At 52.5% G+C, this 14,672-nt stretch carries 14 protein-coding genes and 1 pseudogene; 8 read left to right on the top strand and 7 right to left on the bottom strand.

Features of this window, described 5'->3' with window-relative positions; translation table 11 throughout:
• Positions 1 to 77: 77 nt before the first annotated feature.
• Positions 78 to 398: pseudogene (locus OGV50_RS23525) on the bottom strand (helix-turn-helix transcriptional regulator); the annotation flags it as partial.
• Positions 399 to 1,087: 689 nt separating this feature from the next.
• Here OGV50_RS23525 and OGV50_RS23520 point away from each other — a divergent pair.
• Both OGV50_RS23520 and OGV50_RS23515 read left to right on the top strand, forming a co-directional pair.
• A complete protein-coding gene (locus OGV50_RS23520) occupies positions 1,088 to 1,789 on the top strand; it encodes a winged helix-turn-helix domain-containing protein (RefSeq protein ID WP_112001586.1) in 702 nt (233 codons plus the stop codon).
• Complete coding sequence (locus OGV50_RS23515; RefSeq protein WP_071257892.1) at positions 1,776 to 2,237, top strand: YqeJ family protein; 462 nt, start codon at positions 1,776 to 1,778, stop codon at positions 2,235 to 2,237. The genes OGV50_RS23520 and OGV50_RS23515 overlap by 14 nt, the downstream gene beginning before the upstream one ends.
• Before the next feature lie 61 nt (positions 2,238 to 2,298).
• On the opposite strand, the gene OGV50_RS23510 is transcribed toward OGV50_RS23515, so the two are convergent.
• Both OGV50_RS23510 and OGV50_RS23505 read right to left on the bottom strand, forming a co-directional pair.
• Positions 2,299 to 3,528 (bottom strand): amino acid permease, encoded by a 1,230-nt coding sequence (locus OGV50_RS23510; RefSeq protein ID WP_047461483.1) that lies wholly within the window; start codon positions 3,526 to 3,528, stop codon positions 2,299 to 2,301.
• A 141-nt stretch (positions 3,529 to 3,669) separates the two neighbouring features.
• The gene (locus OGV50_RS23505) at positions 3,670 to 4,125 is read right to left on the bottom strand and encodes a multidrug/biocide efflux PACE transporter (protein WP_024130912.1); all 456 of its coding nucleotides are present in this window, start codon (positions 4,123 to 4,125) and stop codon (positions 3,670 to 3,672) included.
• A 104-nt stretch (positions 4,126 to 4,229) separates the two neighbouring features.
• Between OGV50_RS23505 and OGV50_RS23500 the strand changes: the two genes are divergently transcribed.
• From OGV50_RS23500 to kduD, 4 genes are all read left to right on the top strand, one after another.
• Positions 4,230 to 5,105: a LysR family transcriptional regulator gene (locus tag OGV50_RS23500; RefSeq protein ID WP_286488804.1), complete on the top strand. Its 876-nt coding sequence runs from the start codon at positions 4,230 to 4,232 to the stop codon at positions 5,103 to 5,105.
• 111 nt (positions 5,106 to 5,216) lie between these two features.
• A complete protein-coding gene (locus tag OGV50_RS23495) occupies positions 5,217 to 6,395 on the top strand; it encodes an acetyl-CoA C-acetyltransferase (RefSeq protein WP_200092712.1) in 1,179 nt (392 codons plus the stop codon).
• A 393-nt stretch (positions 6,396 to 6,788) separates the two neighbouring features.
• Positions 6,789 to 7,625: a 5-dehydro-4-deoxy-D-glucuronate isomerase gene (gene kduI / locus OGV50_RS23490; protein ID WP_024130911.1), complete on the top strand. Its 837-nt coding sequence runs from the start codon at positions 6,789 to 6,791 to the stop codon at positions 7,623 to 7,625.
• Positions 7,626 to 7,681: 56 nt separating this feature from the next.
• On the top strand, positions 7,682 to 8,443 hold the full coding sequence (gene kduD, locus OGV50_RS23485; protein ID WP_005123393.1) for a 2-dehydro-3-deoxy-D-gluconate 5-dehydrogenase KduD: 762 nt from the start codon (positions 7,682 to 7,684) through the stop codon (positions 8,441 to 8,443).
• An 85-nt stretch (positions 8,444 to 8,528) separates the two neighbouring features.
• Here the strand turns inward: kduD and OGV50_RS23480 are convergent, their stop codons facing one another.
• Positions 8,529 to 8,855 carry a cupin domain-containing protein gene (locus tag OGV50_RS23480; protein WP_012134962.1) on the bottom strand — a complete coding sequence of 109 codons (327 nt, stop codon included), beginning with the start codon at positions 8,853 to 8,855 and terminating at the stop codon, positions 8,529 to 8,531.
• Positions 8,856 to 8,997: 142 nt separating this feature from the next.
• Here OGV50_RS23480 and OGV50_RS23475 point away from each other — a divergent pair, with 142 nt between their 5' ends.
• Positions 8,998 to 9,690 (top strand): aspartate/glutamate racemase, encoded by a 693-nt coding sequence (locus OGV50_RS23475; RefSeq protein ID WP_047461496.1) that lies wholly within the window; start codon positions 8,998 to 9,000, stop codon positions 9,688 to 9,690.
• Here the strand turns inward: OGV50_RS23475 and OGV50_RS23470 are convergent.
• Positions 9,677 to 10,612 carry a LysR family transcriptional regulator gene (locus OGV50_RS23470; RefSeq protein ID WP_012134960.1) on the bottom strand — a complete coding sequence of 312 codons (936 nt, stop codon included), beginning with the start codon at positions 10,610 to 10,612 and terminating at the stop codon, positions 9,677 to 9,679. The genes OGV50_RS23475 and OGV50_RS23470 overlap by 14 nt on opposite strands.
• A 124-nt stretch (positions 10,613 to 10,736) precedes the next feature.
• Here OGV50_RS23470 and lysA point away from each other — a divergent pair, with 124 nt between their 5' ends.
• Positions 10,737 to 11,999: a diaminopimelate decarboxylase gene (gene lysA, locus OGV50_RS23465; protein WP_012134958.1), complete on the top strand. Its 1,263-nt coding sequence runs from the start codon at positions 10,737 to 10,739 to the stop codon at positions 11,997 to 11,999.
• A 178-nt stretch (positions 12,000 to 12,177) separates the two neighbouring features.
• Here the strand turns inward: lysA and OGV50_RS23460 are convergent, their stop codons facing one another.
• Positions 12,178 to 13,197, bottom strand: a complete 1,020-nt coding sequence (locus OGV50_RS23460) for a LacI family DNA-binding transcriptional regulator (RefSeq protein WP_047461502.1) — start codon at positions 13,195 to 13,197, stop codon at positions 12,178 to 12,180.
• Positions 13,198 to 13,210: 13 nt separating this feature from the next.
• Positions 13,211 to 14,239: an HTH-type transcriptional regulator GalR gene (gene galR / locus OGV50_RS23455; RefSeq protein WP_047461505.1), complete on the bottom strand. Its 1,029-nt coding sequence runs from the start codon at positions 14,237 to 14,239 to the stop codon at positions 13,211 to 13,213.
• Positions 14,240 to 14,672: the final 433 nt, after the last annotated feature.

Below are 14,672 nucleotides of genomic sequence, written 5' to 3'. Positions count from 1 at the left end.
AAAATCGGCCCAGATCCGCGAAATTTTAATCAGCGAGTCAGCTTGGGAAGAAATGACCTGCTTATTCGCACCTTCCCTAACGACTGCATGTTCCGATCGCTCACCAGTACAATACCCATACGTGTGCTGGCGAGATAATCAATCCACTGTTTGTCGAGAAACAGCCGCAAAAAGCTGATAGAGAAATCGACAAAAATATAACCATTTAATCGGGCATTATGATTATTATTTAAAATGCCCTCAATAACACCTCTGTTAAAGTAGATACTTTCTTCCGGCCACATACAAAAACATGCGTTAGCACAATATTGTAAACGAGGTGATTTTTCTGGCATTATTTTACAATGTAAAGAACAACTACTGCACGTAAGGTTTTTTAATTTAACATCCAGCTCCATACAGGAACCTCCCTATCCGTAGATAATTTCATAATTTCATCCGTTTTTAAATATGTCAATACTTTGCCAGACGGCAATTAGCGTGCGTAAAAAATCGATGTATATCACTTATTGCTATTTTTCTTAAAGCCTTGCGATGCATTTATAATAGTGGCTATTTACATGCTACTTATTTTCCTGGGGCGACGTCTCGTCAGAGACAGAAACAATTTAGCATCCAGGACTTTTATAGCAAAATCTAGGAATAGTTATATTGCAAAAATGTTTAAGATATTTTGTTAAATGGCATTTATGGACAAAAGTTGCATCAATGTTAATTGCTGTATCTTAATTGTAAAATCGCTATTGTTTTTCATAATTAATAAATTATGTATTTGTGTGCTTTTTAAGCTTATCGTAATAATATCAGGAGAGCATGAAAATGCTTTAAAAATAGTCTTAATTAAGAACAAATGATCTTTTTTGACTTAAGGTTTTTGATTTGTAAGTAATTTTACCGCTGGCGTTTGACAGTAATCGCATAATCAAATATTTATAGTGATCTCGATATAAGAATTTTGTAGCATGGCATTCATCATGTGAATGCCAGAAGGAATACTGTGTCGGATTTGTTAAAACACGCCAGATGTTACACAATTAATAACCTGGTTGACTTTCACCCTGGAAATCGGGCGTTATCGAATAGCGCAATGCAGAAGACCGTAACGTTACAAAGTCCTGCAAGCCTTATCCTTTTATATCTTATTCAGCATAACAACACGGTGGTTTCTCAAAACCAGCTGATTACAGCGGGTTGGGGAGAGAAGAATCATGTTACCTCGGCGAATACTTTTTATCAGACGATTCTCATTCTAAGAAATGCGTTAAGTGATATTGGGTTACCGCGCGATCTTATAAAAACCATTGCCCGTCGCGGTATGATGATTTCAGCGAATATTCAGACGGATGAGATAACCGCAAAAGCATCAGCGACCGAAGCGCCGGCGCAGATTGTTGCACCCCAAATGGAGCCGAAGGGAGACACGCCAATAAAAAAGCGCCATCTCTCGTTGCCTGCGGCGCTTTGCGGACTGGCGCTTCTGGTGGTGATGATAAGCATTGCCGCCAGCCTGTTTTATATGTCTCCAGAGTCGCTGCTGTCGTCTTATGAGGTTCTGGACTCCGAGACTTTTTCATCCTGTACCGTCCTGCAAAAAGGGAATGATGTGCTGGAGCTAAATTATATTCGCTTTATGCACAAACATCGCGAGATTTGCGATAACAATAACTATGTGTTTCTCTCAGGAATGAGCAGCGCAAAAAATATCACGGCGATTATATGCCCGGAGGATGCCAGAGAAAATCCGTCCGTAAAGTGTATAACCTACTATTCGATAAATGATGAAAATTAAAATACTGGCAGCGGCTATTATTATCACGATCTTCATTGTGGGTGGCGGAGGATTCTGGTATGCGCACAGCATTAATCCGAAAATTGATTGCAGTGGTTATGCCGTCTGGGATATTGATCATGAACTTTTTGCTGGTGATATTACCTACCAGATGCATAATCATCAGGGGATCGTGACATTAACCGGCGTGTTGAATACGCCCGACGCTCATTCTTATAAAATTAGCCGGATTATTTATTTTACGTACCAGAAGTTGCAGCAAAACTATATTATTACGACGCATAATCTGGTCCGATATCCGTCTGACGAATTGCAGGGCAGCCATGAACGCAAGGCCATGCCGCTTATTTATTTATCAAAGGACGCGACGTTCTCGTTTTTGATACAACCCTGGCGGGAAGGCTGGACGTTTACGACAGTCGGGTCGCCCTCACTATTATGCCGATAGATTAAAGACTGAGTAAAACGGCTCGCCCCTCTTCAGGTGGATGAGCCGTTTTGTATTGAGATTAGCCAAAAAACATCACGGACACGCAAAGCAGACCCACAATCAGGGTAAGCAGATTTCCCAGAGAGCGGTATGGTTTGAGCGCGGGGATCAGATAGGTCGACAGCGTCGGCATGATAAACAAAATCATGGCGATAAGCGGGCCGCTGATCGCATAAATCATCGAAATGGCGTTGGGATTAATGCAGCAAACGACAAAGGTAATCAGCGAGACCAGCATGATAGACAGGGCGCGATTAAATGCCCGGCTTTTCTTCACGCCAGTCTGAAGTAACGCCGTTCGTACTATCTCTGTTGCCCCTTCAATCACTCCAAAATAGGTGCCCAGAAACGATTTTGACATCGCGACAACGGCGACAATAATCCCTGAAATGGAGAGCCATGCCGGTGCGGCTGGCATCATAGACAGCGCTGACAGGATGGTCACGCCTTCATGTTTCGCGGCTTCAATATAGGATGGCGGAATGGAGAGCAGACAGCTGAAAACGAAAAACAGCACGCTCAGGCAAATGATCAGATAAGCCACCTTCATGATTTTTTTGCATTTACCCATGGCCTGCTCGCCGTATCTTTCACGTCTGTCGATAGCAAACGTGGAGATAATGGGCGTATGGCTAAAAGCGAAAACCATCACCGGAATGGATATCCATACCTGATGAAGTGTGTGCCGATCGAAAGACATCTGGCTGGTCAATAACGCGGGCTGCCAGCTTCCGGTCAAATAAAGCGACAGAAATAAGAAATAGGCGATAAGCGGAAACACTAAAAAGCCCATCACGCGGATAGTCGCATGTCGTCCCATCAGGAAAATCAGATTCAGAATCAATACGACGCCCAAGCTGACCAGAACACGCACCCGCAGGTCTACCGTCATCTGCTTTGCCAGCTGTTCCGTCAGGGAGTTGGTTATCGCCACGGCGTAAATCAGGACCACCACGAAAAACGCAATAAAGTATAGCGAGGTGATGAGACTGCCGATCTTCTTGCCGTAGTAATGCGTTACCGCACCGGTGATCCCTTCGCCAGCGGAGGTTTTCGAAGAGAGGATAAACTGGCACAGCGCTTTATGAGGCCAGTAAGTCAGAGGCCAGGCAACCAGTGCGGTAATAAACAGCACGATGGCCCCCGCGGAACCCAACTGAATGGGGAGGAAAAGGGTGCCTGCGCCGACCGCAGTCCCATATAGTGCAAAACTCCAGAGAGTTTCTTCTTTTGACCAAATTTTCGACATTATTTGAACGTATCAACTATAAAATAAACAAAAAGAAGCGCAATTTACCATAAATGGCATGGGGCTGGGGAAACTAAAGCGGTGTGCGAGGGCAGGCAGGAAGCGCCGGAACGGGGAATGTTCCGGCTAAACAGAGCATTATCAGGCAGTAACGCGCTGCTGGCGGCGTCTTACTACGCGAAGACGCAACGTGTCATAGGCCCAGTTGTAGAACATGGTGTATGGCAGGAAGAAAAGGAAGAAACCGATTTCCAGCGTGAAGGCCTGCAACAGGCTGACGTTCAGCGCCCAGGCGACAATACTCACACCAATGACGATAAAGCCGCTTTCAAATCCCAGCGCGTGCAGTGCGCGAACTTTAGCGGTGCGCGTCACTACGTGTGACGGCCAGAAGCGGTCAAACAGCGCGTTATAGATGATATTCCAGATCATCGCCGTGGTTGCCAGCAGAATGGTTAAGCCTCCCATTTCCAGCACTGAGCGCTGCATCAGCCAGGCGGTAGTCGGGGCCAGAATGGCGGTGGCAATGCCTTCGAAGCAGACCGCATGGAAAATGCGTTCGAGTAGCGAACGGCGTTGGACTAAATCATGTTGCATAGGATCAAACCTTTTTTTTCATCTCCGGGAAAACGGAATGTCAGGCATTTTATCGTTTAATATGATATCTAAAAGATAGAATCCATCGATAAAGTAGATAGTTTATGCACTACTCTCCCGAAGCATTGATCGCATTTGTTGAGACGGTCTCCTGCGGCTCGTTTTCCGCTGCGGCGCGCCGGTTACGGAAAAGTCAGTCCACCGTCAGTACGGCGATTGCCCACCTGGAAGCCGATCTGGGGTTTTCACTGTTTGATCGCTCTTCACGACAGCCAGTGCTGACGGAAGAGGGCAAGCGGGTGCTCAGCTATGTGCAGGCTATTCTGTCAGCAAGCGATCGTCTGGATGAGGTGGCGTTATCCCTGTCTGGCGAAACGGAAACCCGTCTGACATTCGTGCTATCCGACACCCTGCATCCAGACGTTCTGGAAGAATTAATGGTGCAGTTCGACCGCCAGTTTCCCCATACGGAATTTGAATGTCTGATCGGCGAAGATGAAGATGTCATCGATCTCCTGCAAAAGGGACGCGCGCAGGTCGGGCTGATTGAAGCGCGCAATCATTACCCTACCGAGATGGGGGTGACGCGTCTGCCCATGCAGACCTGGATGGGACTCTACGTGGCGGCCTCACATCCTCTGGCCGCGCAGAAAACCCTGCAATGGGATCAACTGCATACCTGGCGTGAACTGCGGCTGAATACCTATCTGGAAAGTGGCGCCAGCGTGGCGCGCGGCCCGGCCTGGTCTGCGCCTAACTATTTGTTATTACTGAGTATGGCGGTGCAGGGATTTGGCTGGTGCGCATTGCCTTGCGCGCTGGTGGAAGAGTTCGCGGCTGAAAAACCGCTGGTGCAACTGGATGTACCCGGCTGGCCGAAGGCGATCTCGATTGATCTTCTCTGGAACAAGAAGTCGCCGCCGGGTGCGGCGGGAAGCTGGCTCCGCGATCATTTACAGCAGGGGCGTATACCGGGCTGATTAAAATAGCTGCAATTTCCTTTGTGATAAAACTCACCATTTTTAAACAAGCAGGATAATTATCTTTAACAATCCTCTACTATTGCGGTGTTATTTTGCGCTGAGGTGGTGATGAAAGAGGTTGTGATAGTTGGGGCTTTACGTACGCCGATCGGATGCTTCCAGGGAACGCTGTCCCGCCATTCTGCCGTTGAACTGGGCAGCATGGTGGTAAAAGCGTTGATGGAGCGTACCGGCGTTGATGTACATGCTATCGATGAAGTTATCCTCGGTCAGGTGCTCACGGCGGGCGCAGGACAAAACCCGGCGCGGCAGTCAGCCATCAAAGGTGGGCTGCCCAACACCGTTTCTGCTATCACCATCAACGATGTCTGCGGTTCCGGCCTGAAAGCGCTGCACCTGGCTACACAGGCGATTCAGTGCGGCGAGGCGGATATTGTCATTGCCGGCGGGCAGGAGAACATGAGCCGGGCGCCGCACGTTCTTACCGACAGCCGCACAGGGGCGCAGCTCGGTAACAGCCAACTGGTGGACAGCCTGGTTCACGACGGCTTGTGGGATGCGTTTAACGATTACCACATGGGCGTTACCGCTGAAAATCTGGCGCGGGAATACGGCATCAGCCGCGAATTGCAGGACGCCTATGCCCTCAGTTCCCAGCAAAAAGCGCGGGCGGCCATTGATGCCGGGCGTTTTAAAGCTGAGATTGTCCCGGTTGTCACCCAGCGTAACGGCCAGCCTGTCGTTGTCGATACTGATGAGCAGCCAAGAACCGATGCCAGCGCGGAAGGATTGGCCCAGTTGAACCCGGCATTTGATCTCCTCGGCTCGGTCACGGTGGGCAATGCCTCGTCAATTAACGATGGCGCGGCTGCCGTCATGATGATGAGCGAAGCCAAAGCGCAGGAACTGGATTTACCCATACTGGCGCGTATTCGCGCTTTTGCCAGCGTCGGCGTCGATCCCGCACTGATGGGCATCGCACCCGTTTACGCCACCCGACGTTGTCTTGAACGGGTAGGCTGGCAACTGGCGGATGTGGATCTTATCGAGGCTAACGAGGCTTTTGCTGCGCAGGCGTTATCCGTCGGCAAAATGCTGGAGTGGGACGAACGCCGGGTGAACGTTAACGGCGGAGCGATTGCGCTCGGTCATCCCATTGGCGCATCTGGCTGCCGGATTCTGGTGTCGCTGGTGCATGAGATGGTTAAACGCGATGCGCGAAAGGGCCTGGCGACGCTCTGCATTGGCGGCGGGCAAGGCGTGGCGCTTGCTATCGAACGAGATTAAAACCGCCTTCATTTTCCGCTTCCCCCGTACTGGCGCTGCCAACCGCGCCAGCCGCAATATGTGCTGATATTTCCCCTCCCTGACGCCTCGGGTTGCAGCAATCCGGCGTTTCTTTTCAGGAGCACACGCTGCTCCCATATCCACCTGATAAACCTATCTTATTGTTTTTAATTTTATTTTAAGTATCTCAGCCTGTGCCTGCTAAAGGGAAATCTCGCGCTGACGTGATCGCAATTACACTTTTGATAATAAGATGCAGAAAAACTGAAACGACGTTTTATTTGTAATTGAAAACCCGTTTCTGGAGGGATATCATTACCGCATAAAGTAAAACGGAACGGTGTTTTGCCTTCCGTTCTGACATTCACGGTCGGTTTATTATTGGAGGTTGATGTGGACGTAAGACAGAGCATCCACAGCGCGCACGCTAAAACGCTGGACACCCAGGGGCTGCGCAACGAGTTTTTGGTCGAGAAAGTGTTTGTTGCTGATGAATACACCATGGTTTACAGCCACATCGACCGCATTATTGTCGGCGGCATCATGCCGGTAGCGAAAACGGTTTCCGTTGGCGGTGAAGTCGGTAAACAGCTGGGCGTTACCTACTTCCTGGAGCGTCGTGAACTGGGGGTGATCAACATCGGCGGGCCGGGCACGATTGCTGTCGATGGTCAGTGCTATGAGATCGGCCACCGCGATGCCTTATATGTCGGTAAAGGCGCGAAAGAAGTTGTTTTCGCCAGCGTTGATGGCGCAAATCCGGCGAAGTTCTACTACAACTGCGCGCCGGCGCATACCACTTATCCGACTAAAAAAGTGACGCCAGCCGATGTCGCGCCGGTCACTCTGGGCGACAACCTCACCAGTAACCGCCGCACCATTAACAAATACTTCGTGCCGGACGTACTGGAGACCTGCCAGCTGAGCATGGGTCTGACCGAACTGGCGCCCGGCAATCTGTGGAACACCATGCCTTGTCACACCCATGAACGCCGCATGGAAGTGTACTTCTATTTCAACATGGAAGAGAACGCCTGCGTCTTTCATATGATGGGGCAGCCTCAGGAAACGCGTCATATCGTGATGCACAACGAGCAGGCGGTTATCTCCCCAAGCTGGTCTATTCACTCCGGCGTCGGCACCCAGGCCTATACGTTCATCTGGGGGATGGTGGGTGAAAACCAGGTCTTTGATGATATGGACCACGTTGCAGTAAAAGATCTGCGCTAGTCGCGGACGGCAATCATGTCTGTCCGTGACAGGCACTAAGAAAATAAGGATTAACAATGATTTTGAATGCATTCTCTCTTGAAGGTAAGGTCGCGGTAGTCACAGGTTGTGATACCGGTCTGGGTCAGGGGATGGCGCTGGGGCTGGCGGAAGCGGGCTGTGATATTGTCGGGATCAACATTGTTGAGCCGACGGAAACCATTGAACGCGTCACCGCGCTGGGCCGCCGTTTTTTAAGTCTGACGGCGGATTTGCGTCAGATTGACGGTATTCCAGCCCTGCTTGAACGTGCGGTGGCGGAGTTCGGTCACATCGATATTCTGGTGAATAACGCCGGTCTGATCCGCCGTGAAGACGCGATCGACTTCAGTGAAAAAGACTGGGATGACGTCATGAACCTGAACATTAAGAGCGTGTTCTTTATGTCTCAGGCTGCGGCGAAGCACTTCATCGCCCAGGGTAACGGCGGCAAAATTATTAATATCGCCTCTATGCTCTCCTTCCAGGGCGGGATTCGCGTTCCTTCCTACACCGCGTCTAAAAGCGGCGTTATGGGCGTAACGCGCCTGATGGCGAACGAATGGGCGAAACATAACATCAACGTGAACGCTATCGCGCCGGGTTACATGGCGACGAACAATACTCAGCAACTGCGTGCCGATGAGCAGCGTAGCGCGGAAATCCTCGACCGTATTCCGGCGGGGCGTTGGGGGCTGCCGAGCGATCTGATGGGGCCGGTGGTGTTCCTGGCATCCAGCGCATCTGACTATATTAACGGCTATACCGTTGCGGTAGATGGCGGCTGGCTGGCGCGTTAATTCTGATGTCGTAAAAGCCTCGCCCCGGTGAGGCGATAACATCCGGCCTGCGCAGGGTTTCCTGTACAGGCCGGATGCGTATGGCTTACGCGTTGAGGAAATCTTCGCGTACTGGCGTGAAGGTATCCAGCAGTGTTCCCGGTTGTAAACACACGCAGCCATGCATGATATTGGGCCGTTTATATAGCGTGTCGCCGGCGCGCACCACATGCTTTTCTTCACCAATAGTAAACTCAAATTCACCGGACAAAACGTAAGTCAGCTGTTCATGAGGATGATTGTGCAACGGCCCGATTGCGCCTTTTTCGAAATTCACCTCTACCGCCATCATGTTGCCGTCGTGAGCCAGAATACGCCGGGTAACGCCATTTCCCAGATCCTCAAGCGTCGTCTCATTATGAAAAATAAACATGCGGTGATCCTGTTATTTATTGAAACAATGTTTCAACTAAATTAGTTCATACCGGGGAAAAAGAAAATGGCAGACCAAATGAACTGGAAACTTGATCACAAGTTTGCTTCACTGCTGTCATCAAGGTGAGAAGGAGAAGGTAATGAAAACGATTGGACTGCTGGGCGGCATGAGTTGGGAATCGACGATCCCCTATTACCGTTTGATTAATGAAGGAATCAAAACACGGCTGGGCGGTTTGCATTCCGCCAGCCTGTTGCTGCATAGCGTTGATTTCCATGAAATTGAAGAGTGTCAGCGCCAGGGCGAGTGGGATAAAACGGGAGATATTCTGGCGCAGGCCGCACTGGGTTTGCAGCAGGCGGGCGCAGAAGCGATAGTGCTGTGTACTAATACCATGCATAAAGTGGCGGAGACGATTGAGTCGCGCTGTTCACTGCCGTTTTTACATATTGCGGATGCGACAGGGCGGGCGATTGCGCGCAAAAACATGACGCGCGTGGCGCTACTGGGGACGCGCTACACGATGGAGCAGGATTTTTATCGCGGGCGTCTGGAGCAGCGGTTTGCGATTGAAACCCTGGTGCCGGAAACTGACGACCGCGCGCAGATCAACCAGATAATCTTTGACGAACTGTGCCTCGGCGAGTTTAGCGAACGCTCCCGCCAGTATTATTTGCAGGTGATCGAACGTCTGGCGGCGCAGGGCGCTCAGGGCGTGATTTTCGGCTGTACTGAGATCGGGTTGCTGGTGCCGGAAGCGCAGAGCGCGCTGCCAGTGTTTGATACTGCGGCGATCCATGCGGCTGACGCCGTGGAATTTATGCTTTCGTAACCGGCTCCAGAATGGCCTCCAGCGGATCGACAAGACGCGGAAGGCTGGTTTGCAGGTGCTCACTAAACGCATCCACCAGCGCGGATGATGGCCGGTGCAGCGGGCGGATCAGACTGACGGTAAACGGAACGTCGACACTGAACCGCCGCACGGTCACTCCGCTGGCGGCATAATCCAGCGCGGTGAGCGGGTTAACCACCGAAAGCCCGGCGCCCGCGCGCACCATCGCACAAACCGACGCCGCGCTGTGGGTTTCCACGACCATCCGGCGTTTAACCTGGTGTTCGTTAAACAGCGCATCCAGCAGCTGGCGATAGCTGTCGGTGCGCGACAGGCTGATGTAATTCTCTCCCTGAAAGTCGCCCGGAGTCAGCACGGATTTGGTCGCCAGCGGGTGACCGGGCGGCAGCACGCACACTTCATTTAGCGTCAACAACGCGGTGCGTTCGGTGCCTGCCGGGGTATGCAACGTCTCCGTCAGGCCGAGGTCGTGGCGTTGAGCGGAAAGCCACTCTTCCAGCAGCGGCGACTCCTGCGGCACGATGTTCAGGCTGACATCAGGATAGCGGGCGAGAAACGGTTGCAGCAGCGTGGGTAAAAAGGACTGGGAGAAAACGGGCAGGCAGACAATCGACAGCTCACCCTGGCGAAATTCACGCAGGCTCTCCGCCGCGTTTACAATGCGATCCAGCCCATACCAGGAACGCTGCACCTCTTCGAATAGCCGTAATCCTTGCACCGTCGGGTGCAGGCGTCCGCGCGTGCGCTCAAACAGTTTAAGCCCCAATACTTTTTCGAACCGCGCCAGCTCCCGGCTAACGGTGGGCTGCGAGGTATGCAGCAGGCGCGCCGCTTCGGTCAGGTTTCCGGCGGTCATCACGGCATGAAAGATTTCAATGTGGCGCAGGTTCACGGCTGCCATCGTTGGCTTTCCCCTCAGTGGATATCATCCATATCATTTTTGCATAGGCTTGCCATAAAACGATATTTTTTATTCCCTTCAGTTTGTGGCGTAATCATAAAAAATGTCTTGCCCGGAGCCTGCTATGCCACATTCACTGAATTGCACTGATACTGACCTCAACGCTGAAAATCTGCTCAGACTACCGGCGGAATTCGGCTGCCCGGTATGGGTCTATGACGCGCAGATTATTCGCCGTCAGATCGCGGCCCTGCAACAGTTTGATGTGGTGCGCTTTGCGCAAAAGGCCTGCTCGAATATTCATATTTTGCGCCTGATGCGTGAGCAGGGCGTAAAGGTGGATTCCGTCTCGCTGGGTGAAATTGAGCGCGCGCTGGCGGCGGGATACGATCCGCAAAACCATCCTGATGATATTGTCTTCACGGCTGATGTCATTGACGCCGCCACGCTGGCCCGCGTCAGCGAACTGCGCATTCCGGTGAATGCCGGGTCGGTGGATATGCTGGATCAACTGGGGCAGGTTTCGCCGGGTCATCGCGTCTGGCTGCGTATCAATCCCGGTTTTGGTCACGGGCACAGCCAGAAAACCAATACCGGCGGCGAGAACAGCAAACACGGCATCTGGCATACCGATCTGCCTGCCGCGCTGGCGGTGATGCAGCGCCATCGGCTTCAGCTTGTCGGGGTTCACATGCATATTGGTTCCGGCGTTGATTACGGTCATCTGGAGCAGGTATGCGGCGCGATGGTGCGCCAGGTTATCGATTTTGGGCAGGATCTGGAGGCGATTTCGGCGGGAGGCGGGCTGTCGATCCCTTATCACGAGGGAGAAGAGGCGGTCGATACGCAGCATTACTTCGGACTGTGGAACGCTGCCCGCGAGCAAATCGCTCGCCATCTGGGGCATCGGGTGAAGCTGGAAATTGAACCGGGACGTTTTCTGGTGGCGCAATCCGGCGTGCTGGTGACGCAGGTACGCAGCGTGAAAGAGATGGGGCGCCGTCATTTTGTGCTGGTGGATGCCGGTTTCAACGACCTGATGCGTCCGGCAATGTACGGCAGCTACCACCATATTACGGCGCTGGCGGCGGACGGTCGCTCGCTTGAACATGCGCCGCTGCTGGACACCGTGGTGGCGGGGCCGTTGTGTGAATCTGGCGATGTCTTTACGCAGCAGGAAGGCGGTAACGTGGAAACGCGTGCGCTGCCTGCGGTAGCACCGGGGGATTACCTGGTTCTGCACGATACCGGCGCGTACGGCGCGTCCATGTCATCAAATTACAACAGCCGACCGCTGCTGCCGGAAGTGCTGTTTGATAATGGTAAAGCGCGATTGATTCGCCGCCGCCAGACGATTGAAGAGTTGCTGGCGCTGGAAGTTTTTTAACCGGCAGGCTGGATAAGACGCCTTTGCCTGATGGCGCTACGCTTATCAGGCCTACAGACGGTGCTATATCACAGGCCGGATAAGGCGTCTTTGCCTGATGGCGCTACGCTTATCAGGCCTACAGACGGCGAAATATCGTAGGCCGGATAAGGCGCTTGCGCCGCCATCCGGCAAAACATCAGCAATCCGACTGAAAAAATGGCCCGGTGGTTACTGAATCACGCAGCACTAATGTTCCTGTAAACGGCGGGATCGGCTCCAGCTCCTCGCCGCTCGCCAGCCGAATCGCCTGATCGATTGCGGTGGTAATCATACTGTCGATCGGCAGATAAACGGTGGACAGCGCCGGTTCCAGCCACTTCGCGCTGGGCGCGTCATCGAAGCCAAACAGCGAAATATCCTGCGGTATCCGCAGCCCGGCCTGATGCAGCGCCTTTGATGCGCCAAGCGCCATATCGTCGTTACAGGCAAAGAGCGCGGTAAAGGCGATCCCTTCCTCCAGCAGTTCACGGCACGCTTCGTACCCGCGTGTCATACTGGAGTCGCCGTATTTCACTTTCGCCGGGTCCCAGGCGATCCCGTTTTTCTCCAGCGCCTTGCGGTAGCCCGTCAGACGGGATTTTCCCGTTGGCGTGTGATTCGGTACGGTAATGCAGGCGATATCCCGATGGCCCTGTGAGATCAGGTAATCCACCGCCTGAAACGCGGCATCTTCCTGTTCAAAGAATATGGCGCGATCGCGGGCCAGACTGACATCGCGATTGATCACGACCAGCGGTGTCTCTATGGTATTAATCAACGAGATGATCGTTTTTTCGCTCATATAGCGGGTATAGAGAATGATCGCGTCGCACTGCCTGTCGGCCAGCATCTGCACCGCCTCTTGCTCGCGTTCCGGCGTGTCATGGCCATCGGTCACGATAAGCTGCTTACCGTGCGACTCCGTCTGGCGTGACGCCTGTTGCAGCAAACGCCCGAAGTAAAATCCGTCAAAGGTCGAGACAACAAGCCCAATGCTGTTACTGGTGCGGTTCGCCAGCGATCGCGCCAAGAAATTGGGTCGGTAATCTAACGCCTGCATCGCTTTGAAGACTTTCTGGCGCGTGCTCTCTTTCACCTGTCCCGTTCCGTTCAGCACGCGAGAAACCGTCGCTTTTGATACGCCCGCGCGACGTGAAACATCCAGCATTGTTGTCATGACGCTATCCTGATTAATCGTTTGACGAAGAATTCCCGGTTTCCGACGGCGTCGAAACGGAATGCCGACGTACCAGAGTAGGGCTAAAGACATGGGTGATTTCGGGTACAGGCCGTTTTTCCGCCAGCGCGAGCGCCAGTTCGGCGGCCTGAGTCGCCATGGTCACGATCGGGTAGCGTACCGTGGTCAGACGTGGACGCACGTAGCGCGAGACCAGCACATCATCGAAACCAATCAGTGAAATTTCGCCCGGCACGTCAATACCGTTGTCGTTTAATACGCCCATTGCGCCTGCGGCCATCGAATCGTTGTAACAGGCGATCGCCGTGAAGTTTCTTCCGCGACCTAACAGTTCGGTCATTGCCTGTTCACCGCCGCTCTCATCCGGTTCACCGAACGTGACCAGCCTGTCGTTAGCCGGAATATGGCTCTCTTCCAGCGCGTCGTAATAACCCTTGAGCCGGTCTTCCGCATCAGAAATCGAATGGTTGGAACAGATATAGCCGATGCGGGTATGGCCCTGCTGAATTAAGTGACGCGTTGCCAGCCAGGCGCCGTAACGGTCATCTAACGCCACGCAGCGCTGCTCAAACCCAGGCAGGATGCGGTTAATCAGCACCATGCCAGGCATCTGTTTCATTAATGACGCCAGATCCGCGTCCGGGATCATCTTGGCGTGTACGACTAACGCCGCGCAACGATGGCGGATCAGTTGTTCAATCGCCTGACGCTCTTTTTGTTCATTATGGTAGCCGTTGCCAATCAGTAAGAAATTACCGGTGTGGTAGGCCACCTGCTCGACCGCTTTAACCATCGCGCCAAAGAAAGGGTCGGAGACATCCCCCACGACTAAACCAATTGTCTCCGTGGATTGCTGCGCCAGCGCTCGCGCATTGGCGTTGGGGTGATAGCTGAGCGATTCCATCGCGCTGGTGACCGCGAGGCGGGATGCTTCGCTGGCTTTCGGGGAATCATTAATAACGCGAGAAACGGTGGCGACTGAAACACCAGCCAGTCGGGCTACATCCTTTATGGTCGCCATGACAGTACCTATAGTGGGTAAACGCTTACATTTCGTCAGTGTTACGGAAAATGGCTATCTGTTCAAGCAGATTGCCTGACGGGAACGCGCAAATGTGAGCGCACGCCGGGGAAGTAAGACAGAAAAGGGAGAATGCAAACCTTTGGTTACACTTTGCGAAGCGCTGTTGCGATTGTTCGCTGGTGAGGGCGTCGGGCGGATTGCTAGAGTTGAGATCCCAGAGGTATTGATAGGTGAAATCAGCTTTCGGGTTGATCACAAGAATTACACCAACCTGCGCATCATGTGCAGGTTTTTTTTTGCGCTTACACCAATCTGTAACAGTAACCGATAATTTACACAACTCGTTGCATTTGTGTTCATTCCTTTGCGTTTTGCTGGTGGCGCGCAGCGTCGCCGGAGACCACAATCAAGATCCCAGAGGTATTGATTG

The organism is Citrobacter sp. CK180 (assembly GCF_030333655.1).
Taxonomy (GTDB): domain Bacteria; phylum Pseudomonadota; class Gammaproteobacteria; order Enterobacterales; family Enterobacteriaceae; genus Citrobacter_B; species Citrobacter_B koseri.
Note: the sequence above shows the minus strand (reverse complement) of the source record. Positions and strands in the feature narration are given on the sequence as shown.